The 21,914-nt window shown below is 41.0% G+C and carries 20 protein-coding genes; 3 read left to right on the top strand and 17 right to left on the bottom strand.

What is annotated here, in order from left to right; translation table 11 throughout:
- Positions 1–83 precede the first annotated feature (83 nt).
- Together E4K67_RS18490 and E4K67_RS18485 are read right to left on the bottom strand one after the other, a co-directional pair.
- A complete protein-coding gene (locus tag E4K67_RS18490) occupies positions 84–395 on the bottom strand; it encodes a hypothetical protein (RefSeq protein ID WP_135549330.1) in 312 nt (103 codons plus the stop codon).
- A 97-nt stretch (positions 396–492) separates the two neighbouring features.
- Positions 493–693 carry a hypothetical protein gene (locus E4K67_RS18485; RefSeq protein ID WP_135549328.1) on the bottom strand — a complete coding sequence of 67 codons (201 nt, stop codon included), beginning with the start codon at positions 691–693 and terminating at the stop codon, positions 493–495.
- A 256-nt stretch (positions 694–949) separates the two neighbouring features.
- On the opposite strand from E4K67_RS18485, the gene putP reads away from it, so the two are divergent.
- The gene (putP, locus tag E4K67_RS18480; protein WP_135549326.1) at positions 950–2,413 is read left to right on the top strand and encodes a sodium/proline symporter PutP; all 1,464 of its coding nucleotides are present in this window, start codon (positions 950–952) and stop codon (positions 2,411–2,413) included.
- A 307-nt stretch (positions 2,414–2,720) separates the two neighbouring features.
- On the opposite strand, the gene E4K67_RS18470 is transcribed toward putP, so the two are convergent.
- The 3 genes from E4K67_RS18470 to E4K67_RS18460 form a co-directional block, all read right to left on the bottom strand.
- Complete coding sequence (locus tag E4K67_RS18470) at positions 2,721–4,199, bottom strand: Lsa family ABC-F type ribosomal protection protein (RefSeq protein WP_135549324.1); 1,479 nt, start codon at positions 4,197–4,199, stop codon at positions 2,721–2,723.
- Positions 4,200–4,528: 329 nt separating this feature from the next.
- Positions 4,529–6,175 carry a hypothetical protein gene (locus tag E4K67_RS18465; protein WP_135549323.1) on the bottom strand — a complete coding sequence of 549 codons (1,647 nt, stop codon included), beginning with the start codon at positions 6,173–6,175 and terminating at the stop codon, positions 4,529–4,531.
- Positions 6,176–6,348: 173 nt separating this feature from the next.
- The gene (locus E4K67_RS18460; protein ID WP_135549321.1) at positions 6,349–7,161 is read right to left on the bottom strand and encodes a hypothetical protein; all 813 of its coding nucleotides are present in this window, start codon (positions 7,159–7,161) and stop codon (positions 6,349–6,351) included.
- 78 nt (positions 7,162–7,239) lie between these two features.
- Here E4K67_RS18460 and E4K67_RS18455 point away from each other — a divergent pair, with 78 nt between their 5' ends.
- Positions 7,240–8,472 (top strand): hypothetical protein, encoded by a 1,233-nt coding sequence (locus E4K67_RS18455; protein WP_135549319.1) that lies wholly within the window; start codon positions 7,240–7,242, stop codon positions 8,470–8,472.
- 30 nt (positions 8,473–8,502) lie between these two features.
- On the opposite strand, the gene E4K67_RS18450 is transcribed toward E4K67_RS18455, so the two are convergent.
- The 3 genes from E4K67_RS18450 to E4K67_RS18440 form a co-directional block, all read right to left on the bottom strand.
- Positions 8,503–8,739 carry a hypothetical protein gene (locus E4K67_RS18450; RefSeq protein WP_135549317.1) on the bottom strand — a complete coding sequence of 79 codons (237 nt, stop codon included), beginning with the start codon at positions 8,737–8,739 and terminating at the stop codon, positions 8,503–8,505.
- A gap of 33 nt (positions 8,740–8,772) precedes the next feature.
- Positions 8,773–9,756, bottom strand: a complete 984-nt coding sequence (locus E4K67_RS18445; RefSeq protein WP_243454536.1) for a D-alanyl-D-alanine carboxypeptidase family protein — start codon at positions 9,754–9,756, stop codon at positions 8,773–8,775.
- Positions 9,757–9,918: 162 nt separating this feature from the next.
- Positions 9,919–10,722, bottom strand: coding sequence for a M23 family metallopeptidase (locus tag E4K67_RS18440; RefSeq protein ID WP_135549315.1), 804 nt, complete (start codon positions 10,720–10,722; stop codon positions 9,919–9,921).
- 106 nt (positions 10,723–10,828) lie between these two features.
- Here E4K67_RS18440 and lexA point away from each other — a divergent pair, with 106 nt between their 5' ends.
- Positions 10,829–11,446, top strand: a complete 618-nt coding sequence (gene lexA / locus E4K67_RS18435) for a transcriptional repressor LexA (protein WP_135549313.1) — start codon at positions 10,829–10,831, stop codon at positions 11,444–11,446.
- 290 nt (positions 11,447–11,736) lie between these two features.
- On the opposite strand, the gene E4K67_RS18430 is transcribed toward lexA, so the two are convergent.
- The 9 genes from E4K67_RS18430 to E4K67_RS18390 form a co-directional block, all read right to left on the bottom strand.
- Positions 11,737–12,840 (bottom strand): D-alanine--D-alanine ligase family protein, encoded by a 1,104-nt coding sequence (locus E4K67_RS18430; RefSeq protein WP_135549311.1) that lies wholly within the window; start codon positions 12,838–12,840, stop codon positions 11,737–11,739.
- A 122-nt stretch (positions 12,841–12,962) separates the two neighbouring features.
- The gene (lepB, locus tag E4K67_RS18425) at positions 12,963–13,508 is read right to left on the bottom strand and encodes a signal peptidase I (RefSeq protein WP_135549309.1); all 546 of its coding nucleotides are present in this window, start codon (positions 13,506–13,508) and stop codon (positions 12,963–12,965) included.
- Between the two features lie 112 nt (positions 13,509–13,620).
- The gene (locus E4K67_RS18420; protein ID WP_135549307.1) at positions 13,621–14,886 is read right to left on the bottom strand and encodes a methionine gamma-lyase family protein; all 1,266 of its coding nucleotides are present in this window, start codon (positions 14,884–14,886) and stop codon (positions 13,621–13,623) included.
- Positions 14,887–14,921: 35 nt separating this feature from the next.
- On the bottom strand, positions 14,922–16,529 hold the full coding sequence (gene hflX / locus E4K67_RS18415) for a GTPase HflX (protein WP_420841560.1): 1,608 nt from the start codon (positions 16,527–16,529) through the stop codon (positions 14,922–14,924).
- Between the two features lie 53 nt (positions 16,530–16,582).
- Positions 16,583–17,560, bottom strand: coding sequence for an AAA family ATPase (locus tag E4K67_RS18410; protein WP_135549305.1), 978 nt, complete (start codon positions 17,558–17,560; stop codon positions 16,583–16,585).
- A 73-nt stretch (positions 17,561–17,633) separates the two neighbouring features.
- Positions 17,634–19,457 carry a translational GTPase TypA gene (typA, locus tag E4K67_RS18405; protein ID WP_135549303.1) on the bottom strand — a complete coding sequence of 608 codons (1,824 nt, stop codon included), beginning with the start codon at positions 19,455–19,457 and terminating at the stop codon, positions 17,634–17,636.
- 345 nt (positions 19,458–19,802) lie between these two features.
- Entirely contained in the window at positions 19,803–20,057 is a 255-nt protein-coding gene (gene hfq, locus E4K67_RS18400) for an RNA chaperone Hfq (protein ID WP_135549301.1), read from the bottom strand.
- Positions 20,058–20,092: 35 nt separating this feature from the next.
- A complete protein-coding gene (gene miaA, locus E4K67_RS18395; RefSeq protein WP_135549299.1) occupies positions 20,093–21,034 on the bottom strand; it encodes a tRNA (adenosine(37)-N6)-dimethylallyltransferase MiaA in 942 nt (313 codons plus the stop codon).
- A 14-nt stretch (positions 21,035–21,048) separates the two neighbouring features.
- A complete protein-coding gene (locus E4K67_RS18390) occupies positions 21,049–21,849 on the bottom strand; it encodes a class I SAM-dependent methyltransferase (RefSeq protein ID WP_135549297.1) in 801 nt (266 codons plus the stop codon).
- Positions 21,850–21,914: the final 65 nt, after the last annotated feature.

Genomic DNA, 21,914 nt, shown 5'->3' with positions numbered 1-21,914 from the left:
CTGCTAGATTCCTTCTAAAGGTTTCAGCCCAAAGGCATTCCCCTTTACCAGACTTGATCCTGGCGCAATAAGAATAATGAGACTTAAACAACTACCCCTAATAGAGATATAAGAATAAGTAATCCAATAATTGCAGAAAGATTTCTCCCTATCTTTGAACCATAGTTTTCCTTGTATTTTAGACCGATTAATAATGATGGAATGAAAAATATTAACGAGTAGAAAATCGTATAATGAATTCCAGAATCACCATTAGACCATGAATTTAGTCCAATACCATCTACTAAGTAATCACCAATACAGACATATCTAAAACTTATTGAAAACAAGATACCAACCAAGCATAATGCTAAGGATATAGTTCCTATTCCTAATTGTTTATTTCTAATTTCCAATATGTATTTCACTCCTATAATATTTTGATTTTTAGTGTCCAGTCATTAATTAGCCATGGAGTATCTGTTGTTTCTTTAATTAAATTAAATAGCTTGGTCAAAAGCCAATCGTACCCATTATAAAGTAAATTAAACCGAATATAGCAGGTATTGATAAAGCGAAAGTAGCTCCTAATAGCGCCTTTTTATATGGTTTTTGGGAGAGTTTAAGATATAGCCCCCCAAAAGCCAATATCACGGCTACCTCTAATGCAATTAGTGGAATCCATGTTATGATAGCAAATGTAATTTCACTCATTGTTCCACATCCTAGCTATCTATCTATATATAGTTTCCGTTGCACATTGTTCTACTAAATGAGTCAAGTCATAAGAAGACGTTCAGTTACTCTCAATAAGAATTCAACAGCATATTTAAAATACCTGCCCTAAGTACCATTATCTTATAAATATGCTCGTCACTCCAGAGTGTTCAACAACTTTTCAATGTGTGATACAATAATTATTCAGTGCTGGCCGACATTAGGCTGAATAAAGAAAAAGGAGGAATACGGTTTGGAATCATTAGTAGCAATTATTATTTACATGGCAGGTATGCTTGGGATTGGTTATTACTCCTATAAGCGCACCAGAAGCTTGTCCGATTACATGCTAGGGGGACGGAATCTTGGCCCTGCCGTAACCGCCTTAAGTGCAGGAGCCTCCGATATGAGCGGTTGGCTCATGCTAGGACTTCCCGGAGCCATGTTCTCTCAGGGAATTAGCTCTGGGTGGATCGTCATTGGCCTTACACTCGGTGCTTATTGCAATTGGCTCTATGTTGCTCCCCGTCTACGGACGTACACCGAACTCGCTAACAATTCTATTACAATCCCGGAATATTTAAGTAATCGTTTTGGAGATACCTCTAGAATTTTGCGGATTGTGTCAGGTCTCGTCATTATTGTGTTCTTTACCTTCTATGTATCGTCCGGTCTTGTCTCGGGGGCTGTTCTTTTTCAGAATTCGTTTAATGTAGACTATAATATCGGATTATGGATTGTCGGTGGGGTTGTTGTAGCTTATACTCTATTCGGAGGATTTTTAGCAGTCAGTCTTACCGATTTTGTTCAAGGCATAATCATGGTCCTTGCTTTAGTAATGGTTCCTCTTGTCACCCTTCGGGCAACTGGAGGATTGGGGTACTCCTTAAATACCATTCAAAGCATTAATCCTGCATACCTCGACTTCTTTAAAGGTACAACAGTTCTAGGTATTATCTCGCTCTTCGGTTGGGGGTTAGGCTATTTTGGACAGCCGCACATCATTATTCGTTTCATGGCCATCTCTTCTATTAAAGAAGTTGCCAAAGCTCGTAGGATCGGCATGCTCTGGATGGTCTTCTCAGTCATTGGCGCTATGTTTACTGGATTAATAGGGATCGCCTACTTCGCTAACAAGGGCCTAACGCTTGCTGATCCCGAAACCGTTTTTCTTGAATTAGGCAAATTGCTTTTTCACCCGATTATTACCGGCTTCCTGCTCGCCGCAATCTTAGCCGCGATCATGAGCACCATCTCTTCTCAGCTTCTTGTCACGTCTAGTTCTTTGACGGAAGACCTCTATACCCTATTTCGTCGCAATGCTGGTGATAAAGAACTCATCTTTGTCGGGCGTTTATGCGTTCTGCTTGTAGCACTGGTCGCAATACTGGTTGCTTATCGCCGCAGTGATACTATTCTGGGTTTGGTCGGTTATGCCTGGGCAGGATTCGGTGCATCGTTTGGTCCTGTCATTCTCTTGAGCCTCTATTGGAAGCGGATGAACAAATGGGGAGCCTTAGCCGGGATGATCGCCGGTTCTAGTACCGTTATTATCTGGACCCGCTTCCCCTTTCTTAAAAACACCCTTTATGAGTTGGTCCCGGGGTTCTTCGTCTGCTTAATCGCCATCGTCGTGATCAGCTTACTCACTGCTAAGCCCACAGAAAAGATTCAAACCGAGTTCGAACAGTGCAAACTGGATACGAATCTTGTTTAGGAACAAATTTGATAGTTACTAAATTGATGCGACAAAAAGATCCCTTGAATACCAACAGTTGATTGGCTTCGAGGGATCTTTGTTTACCAACGCCTTAAAATAGGTGATTAGTGAACCCTAATTCTCGAAGAGTTTGCGTAAATAACGACCTCTATTTCTAAAAAACCTTCGCTAATCTGCTAATGCGAGGTATCTTCATACGTTGTTTGAGAAACCGATGAAGTATCGAAATCGAGAATTTGGGCATCTGGGTAAGCTAAAATAATTGGAGAATGTGTTGCAATTCAAGCGGCGGTTGTCCATCCAGTTAAAGTTCAAAAAACTTTGTTGCAATATTTTTGTAAAAGTTACTGTCATGTTCCACAAATAGTAAAGTTGGTGAGTATTCAAGCAGTAACTCTTCTATTTGCATGCGAGAGATAATATCAATAAAATTAAGCGGTTCGTCCCAGATATGCAAATGAACTTTCTCGCATAGACTTTTTGCAATCAGCACTTTTTTCTTTTGCCCGCCGCTAAAAGCTGACATATCCTTTTCAAATTGAACTCTGGAAAAATCAAGCTTTCTTAAGATAGATTTAAAAAGGCTTTCATCGATCTCGTTGTTTGCAGCGTAGTCATTTAATTTGCCCTGAAGGTGTGAAGTATCCTGGGAGACATAGGATATTTTAAGCTGACTTCCTTTCCTGAAAGTGCCTGTATAGTTTATATCCTCACCACAAATAAGTTTGATAATACTTGATTTTCCGGAGCCGTTTTTACCTATAAGCGCAATTCGGTCACCTTGGTCAATAGTAAAGCCGACATCTTTGCAAACCATTGTTTCATCGTAAAAAATCGAAATATTATCGAGTTCGGCAAGTCGGTTCTTATGATAAGCAAGCTGAGAAATCTTCAGGCTGTCAGAGTTTTCAATATTTCTAAGAAGTTTAGACTTCTCTTCAATAGCTGATTGCTGTCTGCTTTCGATTGACTTTGAGCGTTTCATCATTTTAGCTGCCTTATGGCCAACATAACCTTTATCTAGCTTGGAACCGGAGTTTGTTGTTCCATTTTTCGTCTTTTCCACCTCGTGCGACCAACTACTCGCTCGTTTGGCAGAATCCGACAAGCGAGTAATATCTTTTTTGAGCTTTTCATTTTCTGCAAGTTCAAAGCTGTCTTGTCTTTGTTTATTTTCCCACCAACTAGAAAAGTTACCCCTTTGGATTTCTACATTGGTCTTATTGATCGAAAGAATATGGTCAACACAGTTATCAAGAAATGATCTGTCGTGAGATACTAGAATAAAACCACTTTTAGTATTGAGATAGTCACTGACAAGTTTTCTGGCCTTCATATCAAGGTGATTAGTTGGCTCATCAATCAATAGAAAACTATTTTCCTTAAGAAACAAAGTAGCAAGCATCACTTTCGTTTGCTCTCCGTTGGATAATGAATCAAAAGGACGATATAAGATTTCCTCAGAAAGTTCTAGTAATGAAAGTTCACGCATCAATTTCCAGTGGGTATAGTCTGGGAAAATGTCGCTGATTATATCAAGGGTATTATTACCCTTGTTTAATACATCGAAAGGGAAATATTCAAAGCTGATATTTGCAGATATATTACCGCTGTATTCATATTTACCACGCAACAAATTAAGAAATGTTGTCTTACCTCTACCATTTCTTCCTGTAAAACCCAATTTCCAAGCGGTATCTATTTGAAAACTTACGTTTTCAAATATGTTATCGTAACTGCCGTCATAGCCAAAGGTCAGATTTGTAACGTTTATCAAAGACATAAATTCATCCTCCAGTATAAAAAATATGAGCTGCAAGAAAGTCAATTCTTACAGCTCATAAATACAGCAAAATCAAACCCTTATTGGGCATGAAGAGGATATATTGTCTGAGTGAAAAAAATTGGTAACTTTCTTGCATAAGAACAACAAAATAAGCGGCATTTTCCGCACCACGATTTTGTTATTCTTTTAAAATTAGCAAGAAAATTACTTCATTTTTTCAACTCCAATTTCAATTAATTACACTAAATATTGTAACATACTCGTTTTTATAATTCAACAAAAACCAAAAAGCATATATATTATAATAATCTCCCGAAAGTAATCCATCAGATTTTTATACTTTTCAGCACCTCCATTATTCGTTCTTTATTTTGATTAAAACATTCAGGGCTAATCCTTACATTTGCCCCATGGTAACCTTCACCAAGGATTAAATCTATATGTCTTTTCCCATCAATCTCATCGCTATAAAGATGTCCCTTTAAGCCACTATTTGTTGTAAATTCTTCTCTATGAAATCCATCAATAGTTGGTCTGATATGGCTGACTTGACCAAACACATAAATTCTTTCAACTTGCTTGCCATCCACGTATATATTAATTCCACTATCAGGACTTGCATTATGTTCTGCAGTTGGCTCGATATAGGTTTCCATTATAGCTGTCCATTCCACTGGGTATTCTACACTAAAATCAAATCTTTTGTCTTGATATATTTTTGTGACTCCATCAGACTTTTCTATTGAAGCCTTGTCAGAAAAAACAAACTGACTACCGTTCCATAAATATTTACCGTATCCGTATCCAAACCCATAGCCATTGAAATTGCTCAGAGTAACTCCAATACTAGTTTCTCCATCGTCCAATAAAGAAAACCCTGCTTGTGTCTCCGCGCTGTAAATGAACCCATCTTCTTTATAGCCAATAGCCGGCAGATTATACACAATCCCCTCGCCATTGACACTGAGTAAAACATATTGAAATTCCGGACTGGATTTTCCTGGCCGACCAATTGCAAAATCATAATGACCGTCTTTATTATAATCTTTGAATACAAGTGGGAAAGTTCCACAGCTCAATTCGTCATTTCCGAAGTAGTTATTGAGCGAAACCCTGCTCGTTACCTTCCCGCTGCTGTTCTGAATTTGAAGATCAAAACGTCCTCGGTACATGCTTTCGAAAATACTAAAGCCTTGTTCGTCAGGGGTAAGTGGCTTTTTGTATTCCGTTTGTATGACTGTAATCAAATATTTATCATTATTGGCATCTAATACTGCCTTGGAAATAATGAAAGGACTTTCTTTTTCAAATTTAAATAGTTTTCCATCCCAGACATATTTGGCAGGTTCAAAACCGCCGCCGTTATTCTTAACACCAATTACTATACCTGGACTCTTACCTTCTCCAATACCTCCTGTTCTAGTGAACTCAATTGAATAACTACCAGCGGCAGTATAAACAAAGCCCTCTTCTTTATACCCTTTTATGGGTAATGAAAAAATCTTGCCATCTTTGCCAACACTGAAAATATGATACTTATATTCACCACTACCATCGTTCACAGGGAGTCCAATAGGGATGTCGAGCAAATTATCATTATTGTAATCGTTTAGAATGAGATTCACCGGACCGTCAAAGAGCAGGTCTTTATTACCAAAGGACTGATTGAGTGACCGTCGGCTGGTTTCTGTTCCTTTGTCGTTCTGAATAACAAGGTCAAAGGTCCCTGAATATATGGTTTTTTCATCGGCCCGAATAGAAGACCCCTTTGTCTGGACAATAGAAAGTGTATACTGCAATTCAGTATCTATGAACCCCACTGCGCTTTGAGCAACAATGGGATTCTGACTGCTCGGGTTTAAACATACCGATAAAACCAGCAGAGAAAATAGAATGAACAGAAAACCGCTTGTCTTTATAAAAGAAAGCATTAGTAATGTACTTTCTTTCTTACTTCGATAAGCCCTCTTCATCTCTAATTCCTCCCCACCACTTCTTTTTGTCAGCATGAGAATTAATTTCTCGATTGATCGAAGTTCTGGCCCATTTTCATCGTTGCAAAGGCATTTCAACTACTATTTCTACAAAATAACAAGTATCCCTTCATTTAAGAGCGGGGAGCAACGTAGTAAGCAATTGTCGTCATTCATTCCTTAGGGGTGATTTCTTCTATTTGCTCACTTTGGTTTTGGGATACCTCTCTGTAGATTTCTAGCACAGCTTTATTAATCACAGCTCCAAAATAAGCAGTGATAACAGATCCAAGGACAATGCCATTCAGGCCCATCTTTGCTAAAGGGTGTATAACTATCCCAACTAAGGAAAACAAAATGCCAAAAGAAATAGCCATTCTGATGGTTAAGCGTAAGTTTTGCAATAAGAATCTAATTCCAAACTGAAAATTTTCTATAAGACTTACCTTATCTACAACAATTGAGTATTGAACATAAACTAACACAATGTAAACTAAACTAAAATAAGCATATTCTTTTTTTATAAACATTAAGAGAAAAGGAATAACCTCCAAGAGGTTAAGGATGAAAAACTTAAACCATACTCTATTACCATCCTGAAGAAAGTCTTTAAATGTTACCTTTTTATGCCCTGCTTGGCTAATAACTGATAAATAGCCACCGAATAAAAAACTTGTGACAAGAACAAAAGATAACAGAAGCAAGAGGTTTGCCAGGTTGATTTGATTTATTACTCCTCGAAAATTGCTAGGGTTATATTGAAATATAAGAGAAGGAAAGTCTTCCAAGATATATCTAATACTTGGTGGGGCTGATATAAACCCGATTTTTAAGTTGAATAGTTGGGAGATGGGCTCATATTCAGTTTTGAAAATCCTTTCATAAAGATGGAGTTCTCCTATATCTAAAATTATGGGCAGTAAAATGATCCAAATGACCTTATGTATTGCTTTAAACTGTTCGTTAAATTTATCAGTTATAGACATTTAACTTTACTCCTTTAAGTCACCTAATTTGTGATATAATTAATTATACCATATTATGGAGGGAGTATTGGGTCTATAATGAGAAAATACATTATGCTTATATTTACACTTGTAGTGTTGTTAGCTACTGTTATTACGCAAATTCCTGATAATAAAACCCATCCTAAACCTAACTTTCGGGAACCTTTCCTTGAATTTAATTCCTCAAAGTTCGGACAAATCAAAAATATTGTTTGGCTAGATAATTATGTATTAAGTGAAAATGCTGTGGTAGTATTAGCCACAAACCTTAAAGAAAATATTAGCTATTCTTCTTTATCCTATTTAGATGTTGCTACTGGTGAGAGCCAACTCTTAGCAGAATATCCGACTCACCAATATCTTGAGGATGTTATATTGTTCGATAGTCCATTTTCTAAACATAGTATAATTACAGCTTTTAATGATGGAGTTGTTAAAACAACTCTCACCAGAGATAATGACCAGAATTTACATGCCGAACAGGAACTCTTAACGATAGAGGGTTTTGAAGAAGCTAATAGCATGGAATTCAAAGGCAATCTCTATTACTCTAAAGAAAATGATAAGTTATTATATGTAAAGAATTTCGACCGACCAGTCTTTTCCTTTAATGAAACAGATACTCCGGTCAGTGATATGACCTACTTACTAAAACCTTCTCAAATAATCAATGCTAATACCTTAGACAGTACTCTTACCTATACCTCATTTACTCCAAATGGGATTGACCTCTACTCCATAGATTTTGATGGTACTCCCTTAACAAATAATAAACCTCTTGTTAAAGAGGTAATTAAGGCACAAACTATCGAGGATAGGTTTGGCTTTATTGGGATGAATTTAAACACTGATCCCTCTAGTTCCTCTAGTAATCAAACCTTAAATATTTTTATGGCTCGAAGATATAGCTCTAATAACCATGAGATACTTGAATTGGATGCTATTCCATTTAATAATGATCCTCAAGGTGCGGTGCCTGCTTTAGACTCAACTACCTACAATGAGGACTATACTTTAGTCTATACGAGTTATGATGAGAGCCACAGGGGTAAGCTAAATATATGTAATTATAAACAAAAACCCAAAGTTATCCTCGAAGATGAGAATCTCTTTGGGCCAGTTAGTATTGCCAGAAAAAGAACCCTTGATCCCACAGATCCATTGGGTAATGGTGATAGCACAAACAAATATATTCTTTATTTTACGTTAGAGAATGGTAAGGTTAGGATAAAGGTCTGTGATGAGCAAGGGGAGCTAGTTAAGGATCTTACAACTATGATAATGAGCTAATATAATCTATTAATGTAATGATTCACTAAGCTATGCTTTAATCCGATATTTACTCCCCTTCCCTTTATGGCGGGAAGCTGGAGTTGGGTTATCCGTGTTCAATAGTATATCGTCTATCTCAATTTCTGCGAAATCTCCATCTGGAAATTCAATACATTGACCGCAATTATCACATTGTTTGTTTGGATCTTGATCACATTGATCACACTCGCCGCATTCAGTGCATGGACGATCTTCTAATACGCATGCTTCACCTAGATTTTTCAACTTTTTCGAACCTCCGAATTAATTAAAATATACCTAGAATATTCCAGGACTCATAATTAGTGATTTAGGGTCATTTGCCAGTCCTCGGAGTGCAGCCTTCGAGCGCTGATCTGCCCACCCTTCATCCAATAACTTGATGGTGTCATTGTAGCGATTCTCACTTCCTAATAAGACGAGTAACAAATCCCCATCGGGTCTAGTTACATACGATACCAAGCACTGTCCAGCCTCTGTGGTCGTACCCGTTTTCAGACCTTCGTCTCCAGGATAGTTCCCGAGAAGTAGATTCGTATTGTCAAACTCGCCTTGACGAGGGTTACCTTTTGCATCTTTCCATTGAATTCGTGCATGAGGTAGTTTGACCAATTTCATAAGCCGTTCATTCTTGAGAAATTGACTTGCTATTTTACTTAGGTCATTTGCAGTAGTATATAGGTCCGGGTCAGGCATTCCATGAGGGTTCGTAAATTGACTATCTGTACATCCTAAAGTGGCCGCATAGTTGTTCATTTCCTCGGCAAAGGCTGGGATTGAACCGCTGATTTTTACGGCTAGCGCTGCAGCTGCATCATTCGAGCTGTGAACGTATAGTGCAGTTAAGAGCTCTTTGACTGATATTTGATCGCCTGGGCTGAGGCCTAGCTGTGACCCCTCAATATTCACTTCAGGGCCAACACTTACAACATCTGTATCCTGAAGGGTCTTCTCTGCGACAAGACCAGTGAGGAGCTTTGTGGTACTCGCTGGTGCCCGTTTAAGGTCGGCATTGTATGATTTCAGAATCTGAGTTGTTTGTGGGTCTATAAGAACGTAGCTTTCGTCTTGGGTTGAGAGATCCTTATTCGATATCAATGTCTTAGAATTGACGGTATTCGCTTTGGTCTCAGTTCCGCTAATCAGTCCTTTTGCGATTGTCGGACTTATGTAGTTGTATCCGATATACGACAAAACGCTAACCAGCATTAATAGAATTAGAATCGGTAATTTCGGGCCAAAGCGATTTGTAGAATGCCTCAATGACTAACCCCTCTTTATCCTTATATCTAAGTATTAAGTACTATAATCTGAAGATATATTACTGCAAAAATATAATAATAATATTTTTTTTAACTGACTACGCTATTATAACGAATCTTAGAGCAAGGGGCAAGTTTTATACGCTGGGCATCAAACGAAATACTAAGAACCCTTCTCCTCATCCCAATACTGCCATACTGCTAAAAATGGATAGGGATTAATCCATTGCCCATTCGGTAGTTCAATCCCAAAATGAAGATGGTCGGGTGTTGTTAAAGCATCTCCTGTATGCCCCATGGTTCCCAAGGGCTCTCCGAATTGTACTCGATTCCCTTTTACAAGTGTTGTGGCAATAGATTTGAGGTGTGCGTAATAATAATAATTCCCATCATCCCCGCGTATACCGACACGTTCTCCACCCAGGCGGTTCCACCCTAATTGTTCAACTTTCCCACCACAGATGCTGACAATGGGAGTTCCTTCTTTCCCGAAAAGGTCAGTTCCTTCATGTCTGCGTATTCCCCCTTCACGGTCTGCTCCAAAACTATCCCCAAACCACGTAGTTCCGATAACGGGAAATTTGTACACGTTAGGCTGGTAGTAGGTATACTGGTTGAGAATTTCCTTGTGCCTTTTAACCTTATTCTGTGTAACTTTGGAGAGTAATCCCCAGTCTATTGCTGAAAAAGGAACCTGGTTCTTAAGTTGATTAATTAGTGCTTGTGCTTCGCTTTCAGGGATCGTGGAGCGTATTGCAATTAACTCCTCTAAGGGAATTGTTGGAGCTGTTCGATTTTCATGAATACACTGTTTCACTAGGGCTGGCGATATCGATGTTAAATAGGGATAGGCATCTGAAGGGCTTTTGATAGGCGGACGGTGAAGTTCCTGCCATGCTATTATAGCGACAATCATAAGGAAACCTAACTGAGTTAGCATTCGTTTCAACTTCGCTGGAATTTTCATCGTCCTCTCCCACTTTCTTCTGTTCTTTTCTTAACAATTTGACGAACATTTGTTTGCACTTTGTTTTGATGAATGGTAAAATTAATGAAAAGATGGGGGTGTGATTATGTACCCAGATTTGTCACTGAGGCAAACAAACATTTTAGAGTTCATAAAACAAGAAATACGTAAAAAAGGATATCCACCTGCTGTACGCGAAATTGGCGAAGCCGTCGGATTATTATCGAGCTCTACAGTGCACGGTCATCTACAAACGTTAGAAGACAAAGGATATATTCGACGTGATCCCACAAAACCTCGGGCAATTGAAATTTTGGATAGTTCAAGCGACATACTCGAAGCGGCAAAAGTCGTCCACATTCCTGTTATAGGTCGTGTCACCGCTGGGCAACCGATTTTGGCCGTGGAAAACATTGAAGGCACCTTTCCTCTTCCTGCTGATCTTGTTCGTCAAGATAACGTTTTCATGCTTAAGGTTCAGGGAGAAAGTATGATCAATGCAGGAATTTTAGATGGAGATTTTATTATTGTTCGTCAACAGAATGAGGCTCGAAATGGCGAAATTGTCGTTGCGTTAATTGGAGATGAAGCGACGGTTAAACGCTTTTATAAAGAAAGAACTCTTATTCGCCTTCAGCCTGAGAACCCGGCCATGGAGCCAATTTATTCTCAGGATGTCTCGATTCTAGGGAAAGTGGTTGGTGTTTTCCGAACCCTACAGTAGACTTAAAAAGACCTATAAACAAAGATATGCAGAATAGAGCGATGTTAGCGCTCTAAAACTTAATTCTATGACCTAATACTTTAACATAATTCTATCTCGTAATTTGATATGAAAAAGGGCCTGTAACTAAACTTGTTTTCCAGTTTGTTACAGACCCTTTTTGTTCGAGAATTGCCGTTATTGTCGAGGATTATTCGCCATTTCATAGGTGTATATCCTCTTTTGGGTGATAGCGCACCACTACTCAGAAGATTTTCCAAGTTTTGTAACGCTCCCTTTTTCATATTAAATTATTCGCGAGAAATTTTACAGTTCTGTTTATCCTGAAAACGTTCCAAGCCTAACTGAATCAATTGGTCAATTAATTCAGAGTAAGGAATTCCAGATGCCTCCCAAAGCTTGGGGTACATCGATATTTCCGTAAATCCTGGCAATGTATTAATTTCATTAAGGAAGATTTGATTCTCAGAAGTTACAAAGAAGTCAACTCGACTAAGGCCACTCGCTTCTACGGCACGGAAGGCTTCAACCGCCATTTCTCTTAAACGTAAAGTTATAGATTCCTCGAGCGGAGCTGGAATTAACAAGCTTGAGCCAATATTTGAGTACTTTGCTTCGTAGGTATAAAATTCATGGGCGGGTTTTATTTCTCCAGGAACTGATGCTTTTGGATGATCATTTCCCAGAACGGCGACCTCAACTTCTTGTCCAGTAATATTTTTTTCTACGACAATTTTACGATCAAATATGGTCGCAACATCCAAGGCAACCATTAATTCTTCACGGTGGCGTGCTTTAGAGATGCCCACACTAGACCCTAGATTAGCCGGCTTTACAAAGCAAGGATAACCAATCTTGGTTTCGATTTCGTCAACGCAAATATCCCGCCTACTCAGTAAGTCTGAACGCAGGAGGGTCACATAGCGTGCTTGGGGTAGCTCTTTCTCATGGAAGACTGCTTTCATTCGATCTTTGTCCATCCCTAGAGAGGATCCTAAAACCCCAGACCCTACATAAGGTACATTCGCCATTTCAAGTAATCCCTGGATAGTTCCATCTTCCCCATATGGGCCATGTAGTACAGGAAAAACAATGTCAAATTTACCTTGGTTTGGCAGAGTGTGACCGTCTAAAGCCATAAAATGCGGGTTTGTCGGATCAACGACCAGAGTAACCTGGTGTGTCTGGTCAGCCGGAGGAAACCCTTCTTTTATCAAAGTTTCGGGGAGAACGCCCCAAAACCATTGGCCTTGTTTATTGATTCCGATCGTTTCAACAATGTAACGTGTTCGATCAATCGCTTTGACGATCGACTGGGCTGAATTTAAGGAAACTTCATGTTCTCCTGATCGCCCGCCAAACAACAAAACTACCCTAAGTTTATGATTTTCCACTAAGCTCCACCCTCTCAATTAAGTAATTGGAATGAATGTCCTGCTATGTGTTCCTATTCCTCTAAGGAGACGATATTATAACTGATATCATTATATGCGTAAAATAAGGAAAAAGCTCCCGCCTATCGGGCAAGAGCACCTATATGATCCATTGGCCAATAACGGAATAAAGTTCGGCCAGTTATATTTTGAGTAGGTAAAAATCCCCACTCCCTAGAGTCTGCACTATTGTTGCGATTATCGCCCATAACGAACACTGTATTTTCAGGAATATCGATCGGCCCGAAATCATTTTTAGATTTATCGACTACATAGGGTTCATAAAGTGGTTGATCGTTTACATAGGTCGTATGATTACGTATTTCCAGCTTATCTCCGGCCACACCAACCACACGTTTAATAAAGTCCTCAGTTGAGTGAGCACTCGGTGGTGGATGAAAGACTATGATATCTCCAGGACTAATGTGGTCAAAATGTTTGAAGAAAAACTTATCCACTATGACTCTGTCTTCCAATTGAATCGTCGGCAGCATTGAACCGGTAGGGACTTTACGAGCTTCAATAACATACGTGCGCAAGACCCAAGAAAGCGCAAAAGCTATCAGTACAATTTCAACAAGTTCGAGTAAAAAACGCATTGTACTTTTCGGTGACTCTGAATCTCCCATAATTCGCCCCTTTCTTCCCTTTCATATTAACACAGTTAGGTATATGTTTGAAAGGAAGATGTCATTGAACCAGTTACTATTGAAAACTGCTAATTAGCAGAGAATCGATGAGTTAGTCCAAAAGCCCTTGTTGCCATAGATTTAGGGCGGCTAAAATGTTGCCCATCTGGACATAAGTACTGGAAATGCCCCCTTGCTGATAGACGATATAAGGTTCTCGGAGTGGACCGTCCGCAGAAAATTCGCTGGTAGCTCCTTGAATAAAAGTACCACCTGCCATGATGACTTCGTCTTCATACCCCGGCATTCCAGAAGGTATAGGCAAAACATGAGAATCCACGGGTGAACCTTTCTGAAGGCCCTGACAGAAGGAAATCATTTTAGCCCGTGATCCAAGTTTTACAGCTTGAATCAGATCTGCTCGAGGCGCTTCTGGTTCAGGATGTACTTCAAATCCTAAGGCCCGCCAAAATGCCGCTGAAAAAACAGCACCTTTAATGGATTCAGAAACGGTTAAGGGGCTAAAGAATAATCCCTGATAGAACAGGCGCTGCCATTCCAAAGTAGCGCCCATATGCTCACCAATACCTGGGGCAGTCAAGCGCTGGGCTGTAAGTTTAACCAAATCTGAGCGACCAGCTACATATCCACCCGTCGGAGCAAGACTACCTCCCAGATTTTTAATTAGCGAACCGGCCATCAAGTCAACACCGATATCACCGGGTTCCAGTTTTTCGACTAGTTCTCCGTAACAATTATCTACAAAGATAAGCACGTGAGGATAGCTACCCTTTATAAAACTAACCAGTTCCTCGAGCTGCGATATCATCAGTGAATTTCTCCACGCATATCCGCAGGAGCGTTGAACCATCAACATACGAGTTTTATCAGTTATGCACTTGCCTAAAAGTACATATTGTATTTTTCCTTGGGAATCTAAAGGAATCGCCTCGTAGGACACGCCGAAATCTAGCAGGCTCCCTTGACCTGTTCCCCGTAACCCTATAACTTCTTCCAAGGTATCATACGGTGCCCCAGTGACAGAAATAACATGATCGCCTGGGCGCAGAACACCAAATAAGGCGGATGCAATTGCGTGAGTACCGGAAACAAATTGACCCCGCACAAGCGCTGCTTCCGAGCCTAAAATGCGTGCAACCACGCGGTCTAGGACTTCACGACCCGAATCACCTAGTCCATAACCGGTTGTTCCCTGTAAATGATACGTAGAGACCTGTTCGGCTTGAAAGGCTTGCAAGACTTTTTCGTGGTTATGTGTGGCAATGTCCTGTATCGCAGGTAGCTGACGCATAAGTGTTTCTTCTGCATCAGACACTGCTTTACGAATTACCTCTGGCCAGTTGGGATTCAAATACAAACAACTTCCTTCTATTAAAACAAAATGGATGAAAATCAGGTCATTAAAGAACTGAGGGCAGTCCAAACTGGCTTTAAGGAGTCTCCCCGAGCGAGAGAAAACTTGATTGGATGAGGAAGGCGCTCGACCAGTTCTGTAAGATCATCTTCAGCCAAGACCTTATCGACCTTATTTAACAAAGTTATCATGGGTTTGTCATCGCATCCAAGTTGTTTGAGCACCTCATGTACAGTTTCAGCATGTTGGAGTGCTTGCGGATGGCTCGCATCGACGACATGTAATAAAATATCCGCCTGTTGGACTTCTTCAAGTGTGGCTAAAAAAGCACGCAGAAGTTGGGTTGGCAATTTTCGAATAAACCCAACCGTATCGCTAAGGAGGACTTCCAAGGAGGAGTTCACTCTGATACTACGTACAATCGGATCTAAAGTTGCGAATAGTTTATTCTCACCCATCGGTATGTCGGAACGGCTACCAGTCTGTTCCATTGCAACTTTTAAAAACGTTGTTTTTCCAGCATTTGTATACCCGACTATGGCAATTGTCGGTAGGCCACTTCTCGATCGTTGACGACGTTGGACATCGCGATGCTGTAAAACCAGCTTCAATTCTTTTTCCAATTGAGAAATGCGATCCCGCATGCGCCTACGGTCAAGCTCTAATTTTGTTTCCCCTGGTCCGCGCGAGCCGACTCCTGCCCCTAAGCGAGAAAGAGCTTGTCCTTGACCTGATAGATAGGGCAATAAATGTTTAAGTTGCGCCAATTCGACTTGAAGTTTGCCTTCGCGAGACTGAGCACGTTGCGCAAAAATATCTAAGATCAATCCTGTACGATCTAGTACTTTAAGCCCAGTTTCCGTCTCTAGGGTTCGTAACTGTGCTGGTGACAATTCATCATCACATATCACGACGTTAGCCTCTGTCTCCTGTAAGCGGTGAACTAATTCTTCAATTTTTCCGCTCCCTAAATAGCTGCGGGACTGTCCATAACGACGCAGTTGGACTATTTGACCAACTACGTCTACACCAGCTGTACGGGCTAGCTCTCTCAGTTCAATCAAATCTTCATTGTCTTCTTGGTCACTGTCAACGAGCGCGATAAGGAATGCGTGCTCTTTACCAGAGGCAGTTTCAGTTTTAGGTGCAACCTTGGAAAAGCTCGATAAGGAATCGTTATAGTCAAAGGCTTGCCAGTTTTCAGAACTGAGATTTACGTTAAAGGAATCGTCCTCTCCTGTTCGAAAGGCAATCTGAATTCCTGTAAGTAAGCCGTCGCGAACTCCAATAGCAGCCATACTTTCTAGTTGCAGGGATAACAAAGCGCTATGATCTAGGGGACTGAGTCTGAAGTCTCCATTGGGATGGGTATGTATGCATCTCAGGTGTTTTCCAATGGAGCGACCTTTAATCTGAGGTAGAGTAACATTGGCATGACGTCCTATCGCCGCCGCGAGGAGTGTCCCTGGACGCGAAAGATAGACCGCAATTTCTCTATTCCAAAGTTGGGTTAGACGAATGAGCTCTTGAAGGATTTCTGGATGGATTAGTTCGGAACGTTCAGTCTTAAATTCTGAAAGATCTTTTAGCTCTTGTAACTGGCTTGCCCGAATCCCGGACAATTCTCCCGAAATATCCATATCCATAGGAAACCTCTCATTCTTAAGTTTTGTATATCAATTGTACCTAAAAGATAAGATTAGAGATCTTCTAGGGTAATATCCACAGGTAATATTTGAATCAGTTCTTCGCGACTAGAGCTAGGCTTTTGAAATAACCGAACAGCCTGTTTCCGGACTGTCTTTTCCACGAGGTTACGAACAAGCCGTGCATTTCCAGCATAAGGATGAGTATTAATCAAACTTAACAGGTGGAAGCGGAGCGTGTCCGAACCCTCAGGAGAAAGCTCATATTGTCGAGACTTGAGCATAGATTTCCCGATGGCTAACAATTCGTCGAGGGTATAATCTGGAAAATCAATATGTATTGGGAAGCGTGAACGAAGTCCAGGGTTAGATTGCAAAAAAAACTCCATTTCCTGTCGATAACCAGCCAGGATTAAAACAAGGTTATCCTTATTATCCTCCATGGCTTTTACCAAGGCATCAATAGCTTCCTTGCCGAAATCCTTTTCTCCCCCACGGGCTAGCGAATAGGCTTCATCTATAAAAAGAACTCCACCTAACGCCTTCTTCAGTTGTTCCCTTGTTTTTTGCGCGGTATGTCCGATATATTCCCCGACAAGATCTGCTCGCTCACATTCGATTACATGCCCTTTTTGCAGAACTCCCATTTCTTTAAACAATCGACCGACTAAGCGAGCCACTGTTGTTTTGCCAGTGCCAGGGTTCCCACGGAAAATCATGTGCAGAACTAGAGGCTCGGCAATAAGCTTTTCTCGTGTACGCCGCTTTTGTATTTCCACATAGGCTTGCAATTCACGAATGAGGCGCTTCACGGTTACTAAGCCAATGAACGCTTCCAATTCATCAAGGATTTCCGCGACTTTATCTTTATCTTTATCTTTTTCAAGGGACGAAGGATTATTCTTGCGAACTTTTCCTATTCCAACCGGCTCATTCACAGGTATGAGAATCTGTGCGGTTTCGCGGGGCAAGGGAGATTGAATGACTGGTGGTTGAAGTTTGTCAGGTCTAAACGTCACACGGATTGTCATAAGTACAGGCACCTCCCATCCTTACTACTATACTCAAGTAAAGATAAAAGGTGTCTTAGAAAACGCGTTGTTATTATTTTCCTGTTAGGGTCTTAGCGTATCGTACTCGTGCCTGATGATCTAAAAATTTCTTACGGATCCGGACGCTCTTTGGTGTAATTTCAACTAACTCATCATCATTGATAAATTCTAAAGATTGTTCCAAGGAAAATTCTCTAGGTTTATCAAGTCGTAACGCTTCATCGGCCGAGCTTGTACGCATATTAGTAAGTTGTTTTTTCTTACATACGTTTACTTCAATATCTTGTTCACGTTTATTCTCTCCAACAACCATACCTCCATATACATGAAGGCCTGGATCAACAAACAAAGTTCCTCGGTCCTGAGCTGAGAAAAGACCGTAAGCGTTTGTTTCTCCCTCTTCAAAAGCAATGAGTGCACCACGACTTCGGCCAGGGATATCCCCTTTATAAGGTTCATAACCCAAGAACATATGACTCATCATACCTTCGCCCCGTGTCTCTGATAAGAAATCTCCACGGAAGCCAATCAGGCCACGTGCCGGAATTCTAAATTCCAGACGGAGTTGCGTCTGAGACAGGTTTATCATATTGGCCATTTCTGCTTTCCGCTTTCCGAGAAGTTCCATAATTGATCCAAGCGCACTTTCGTGAAGATCACAGATTAAGAACTCGATTGGTTCGCATTTGACCCCATCGATGGTTTTATAGATAACTTCGGGTTTAGAAACTTGAAGTTCATACCCTTCCCGACGCATATTTTCAATTAGAATTGAGAGGTGAAGTTCTCCTCTACCAGATACTTGAAAACAATCAGCAGAGTCCGTTTCTTCGACCCTCAGACTAACATTTGTCTCAACTTCTTTCCAAAGGCGTTCGCGTATCTTACGAGAGGTTACGAAATGACCTTCTCGCCCAGCGAAGGGACTGTTATTAACCATAAAGTTCATGGATAAAGTTGGCTCATCGACTTCAATTCTCGGTAAGGCTTCAGGAGCTACAGAACAGGCTACAGTTTCTCCGATATTAGCGCTGGTAAGCCCGGTAAGCGCAACGATTTCTCCGGCGGATGCTTCTAAAACGTCTTGTCGTTTTAGTCCTTCAAAGATCATAACTTTCCCGACTTTAGCTCGTTCAAAACTCTCATCCCGTTTGATTAGGGTAACAGTTTCATTTTGGTGAATTGTTCCACGTACAATTCGGCCTACAGCAATTTTCCCGACATAATCATCGTAGTCTAAAGTGGTGACAAGCATCTGAAACGGAGCTTCCAGATCAACTACAGGAGCTGGAATGTGTTCCAAGATCACGGAAAATAAGGGTGTTAAAGAGTCCGCCAAAGAATCGTGAGCGAGTCCTGCAGTTCCGGCACGAGCAGAGGCATAAACTACTGGAAAATCTAACTGCTCATCTTCCGCACCAAGCTCAATAAAGAGGTCAAGGACTTCATCGACGACTTCATCAGGGCGGGCGTCAGGGCGGTCAATTTTATTGATGACAACAATAGGCACGAGTTTAAGCTCTAAAGCTTTTCTCAAAACAAAACGAGTTTGGGGCATAGGGCCTTCGAAAGAATCTACAATAAGGAGTACCCCATTGACCATTTGTAAAACGCGCTCAACTTCACCACCGAAGTCGGCATGGCCTGGAGTATCAATAATGTTAATCTTTGTTCCCTGCCAATGAACGGCGGTGTTTTTGGATAGGATTGTAATTCCACGTTCACGTTCTAAATCATTGGAGTCCATGACGCGCTCAATAACTTGTTGGTTAGCTCTGAAGGTTCCACTTTGTTTTAACATGGCGTCCACAAGCGTCGTCTTCCCGTGATCAACGTGAGCGATAATTGCAATGTTTCTTAAATTTCGAGTTTCCATAGTTTTAGTTGAGTTCCTTTCTTTCACCAAGATAAAAGCATATAAAACTAAGATATCACAAAAGAGCAATGAATTCAAGAGAAAGAACTAAGAATGGTAACTTTCCAAACTTAGTCCTTTACGCTTTTGAGTCATCCTAATATATCCAATCGTGAGACTCCTACTTCTACGAGTTGGAGTGGGACCCTGTCCCCTGCTTCGTGACGAAAGCCTCCAGTGTTGAAAGTCTCCAGTGGAGACTTTGGCACTGGAGGCTTTTCCAATGGGAACACTTGCCAGCGAAGGAGCTAGACTCCCTCACCGAAGTCTCGATTTTCAACTATAGTTGAACGAGTTAATATTGGTCTAAGAACTCGTGGATGACTCTGCAGCAGCACTTGCCATAAAGTTAATAGGGCGAATTGGCATGACAGTTGAAATTGCGTGCTTATAGACCATTTGTTGTCTACCTTCAAACTCAATAACTACTGTGAAGTTATCAAAACCTCTGATAAGACCCTTAAGCTGAAACCCGTTAACCAAGTAAATGGTCACCGGAAGGTTTTCCTTGCGTACCTGATTTAAAAAGGTATCTTGTAAATTGATGGGCGATTTATTCATATATTTGCCTCCATCACCTTATATTACTACTTAACTTATTCTACACGAGTTTGACAGGCTCTGCAAGTCTTGAGAATACCCTCGAGTAATTCGTCCGAATCCGTCTCAATGTCATACCAACTGATGCGTGGATCACGGCGAAACCAAGTCAGTTGGCGTTTAGCAAAATGACGCGTATCTCTTTGTAGCAAACGTAGCATTTCAGGTTGGGTGACAAGACCAAATACGTACCAAAGTGAATGACGGTAGCCTATACTTTGCAATGGCTTTAACGTTGGTGCATAACCGAGTTTTAAGAGACCCAGTGTTTCTTCGATTAGGCCCTGAGATAGCATTGTGACGCAGCGCTGATTGATTCGATCGTAGATTAATTCGCGTCGAGCAGTTAGCCCAATATAGACAACCGAGGGGTCAAGTGCTTGGTATTCATCATCTCGGAATTGACGTTGACTCGATAGGGTGCTACCTGTTAATTCAATGACTTCTAACGCTCGAATAACGCGAAAAACATCGTTGGGGTGTAACTGCTGTGCTGTTTCAGGGTCCCTGTCCTTCAACTCCTGATGCAGTGCTAAGTTTCCATGTAATTGGACGTATTCATTCCAAATGGATCGGATTTCTTCAGAACCATGTTGTGAAAAATCATAGGGATCGAGCAACGAACGAATATAGAGCCCTGTCCCCCCGACTACAATTGGAACATGTCCACGCCCCCTAATTTCATCAATTAAGGCAGTAGCCTTAATCTTAAACTGAGCTGCAGAAAAAGGTTCTTGGGGATCTATATAATCAATGAGGTGGTGTGGGACGAGTTGGAGTTCTTCTGTACTTGGTTTCGCTGAACCGATATCAAGTTTCTTATAAATCTGAACAGAATCTCCAGAAATTATCTCCCCTCCAAGTTCCAGGGCCAGGGCTATTCCTAGTGATGTCTTACCGACGCCGGTCGGGCCGATAATAATGATTAGTGGATACACTAGATCAACCCCTATCAAACTAAAATGACGCCATAATCGACAGGACTGTACTGTCCTCCAAGTAATATGTCAAACCCTAGACGTCGGAATTCTGGGCTGGTTTTGCGTTCTTTAAGCACAACCCGGTATCGAGCAACCCGACATGCTTCTAGTACAACCTCGGGATTGAGGGGATTGTGGTCTGACCAGCGATGCAAGGGTACAATTGAGTCAGACTGTCTACATGTGTTGCGAAACATAGGATCGAAATAAACCACATCAACCGAGCGAGAGGGTATCTGCTTTAGATACTCAAGGTGTTCACCCCAACGAACTTCAATTTTCTGAGAGGCTCGTGCTAAAGCTGACCAAGTATCTTGTTTATCTTTATTGTGAGCTTTGCGAATAATCTCATCAAAATGGCTCAAACCATCCTTAACGAATGCGGCTAAAATCGGAGACTGCTCAATTCCCAGAACACTCCCTTTTTCCCCAACTGCCCAGGCCCCAATTAAAGCATCCGTCCCAAAACCCAGAGTAGCATCAATTAATGAGCCCCCTTCTTTTAGTTGGGTTGCTTCAAGATAACGATCAAACCCACCACGCAGGAGATTTAATAGCCGAATGATGGCCATGTTTGGATGAAAGGACAGTTGTTTTGATCCGCTTGTCAAGAAAACACCCCGACGCGTTATTGTAAGTTCTGGTAACTCTCCACCCCTGCCCTGAATTACAGTCCAGCTGCATCCGGGTTGTTGCTGAAACCAAGCAAGTCTACTTAGGAGTTCAGGATCTGTATGGGTTATTTTGATGAGGATAGGTATATCTTTTAACATAGAGCCTCCAGTTTTCTTTACCGTATCACTAGCATGCATATTTTCGCCGAATCCTTAGTTGTACT

Origin of the sequence: Desulfosporosinus fructosivorans (assembly GCF_004766045.1) — a bacterium.
GTDB lineage: Bacteria > Bacillota > Desulfitobacteriia > Desulfitobacteriales > Desulfitobacteriaceae > Desulfosporosinus > Desulfosporosinus fructosivorans.
The sequence above is the reverse complement of the archived record's forward strand: the minus strand, read 5'-3'. Positions and strand labels throughout refer to the sequence as shown.

Bases quoted from the DNA above. Each gene is read 5' to 3' on its own strand.
- E4K67_RS18485 (WP_135549328.1), bottom strand. From the start codon at position 693: ATGAGTGAAATTACATTTGCTATCATAACATGGATTCCACTAATTGCA.
- E4K67_RS18470 (WP_135549324.1), bottom strand. From the start codon at position 4,199: ATGTCTTTGATAAACGTTACAAATCTGACCTTTGGCTATGACGGCAGT.
- E4K67_RS18465 (WP_135549323.1), bottom strand. From the start codon at position 6,175: ATGAAGAGGGCTTATCGAAGTAAGAAAGAAAGTACATTACTAATGCTT.
- E4K67_RS18460 (WP_135549321.1), bottom strand. From the start codon at position 7,161: ATGTCTATAACTGATAAATTTAACGAACAGTTTAAAGCAATACATAAG.
- E4K67_RS18455 (WP_135549319.1), top strand. From the start codon at position 7,240: ATGAGAAAATACATTATGCTTATATTTACACTTGTAGTGTTGTTAGCT.
- E4K67_RS18440 (WP_135549315.1), bottom strand. From the start codon at position 10,722: ATGAAAATTCCAGCGAAGTTGAAACGAATGCTAACTCAGTTAGGTTTC.
- lexA (WP_135549313.1), top strand. From the start codon at position 10,829: ATGTACCCAGATTTGTCACTGAGGCAAACAAACATTTTAGAGTTCATA.
- lepB (WP_135549309.1), bottom strand. From the start codon at position 13,508: ATGGGAGATTCAGAGTCACCGAAAAGTACAATGCGTTTTTTACTCGAA.
- hflX (WP_420841560.1), bottom strand. From the start codon at position 16,529: ATGGATATGGATATTTCGGGAGAATTGTCCGGGATTCGGGCAAGCCAG.
- E4K67_RS18410 (WP_135549305.1), bottom strand. From the start codon at position 17,560: ATGACAATCCGTGTGACGTTTAGACCTGACAAACTTCAACCACCAGTC.
- typA (WP_135549303.1), bottom strand. From the start codon at position 19,457: ATGGAAACTCGAAATTTAAGAAACATTGCAATTATCGCTCACGTTGAT.
- hfq (WP_135549301.1), bottom strand. From the start codon at position 20,057: ATGAATAAATCGCCCATCAATTTACAAGATACCTTTTTAAATCAGGTA.
- E4K67_RS18390 (WP_135549297.1), bottom strand. From the start codon at position 21,849: ATGTTAAAAGATATACCTATCCTCATCAAAATAACCCATACAGATCCT.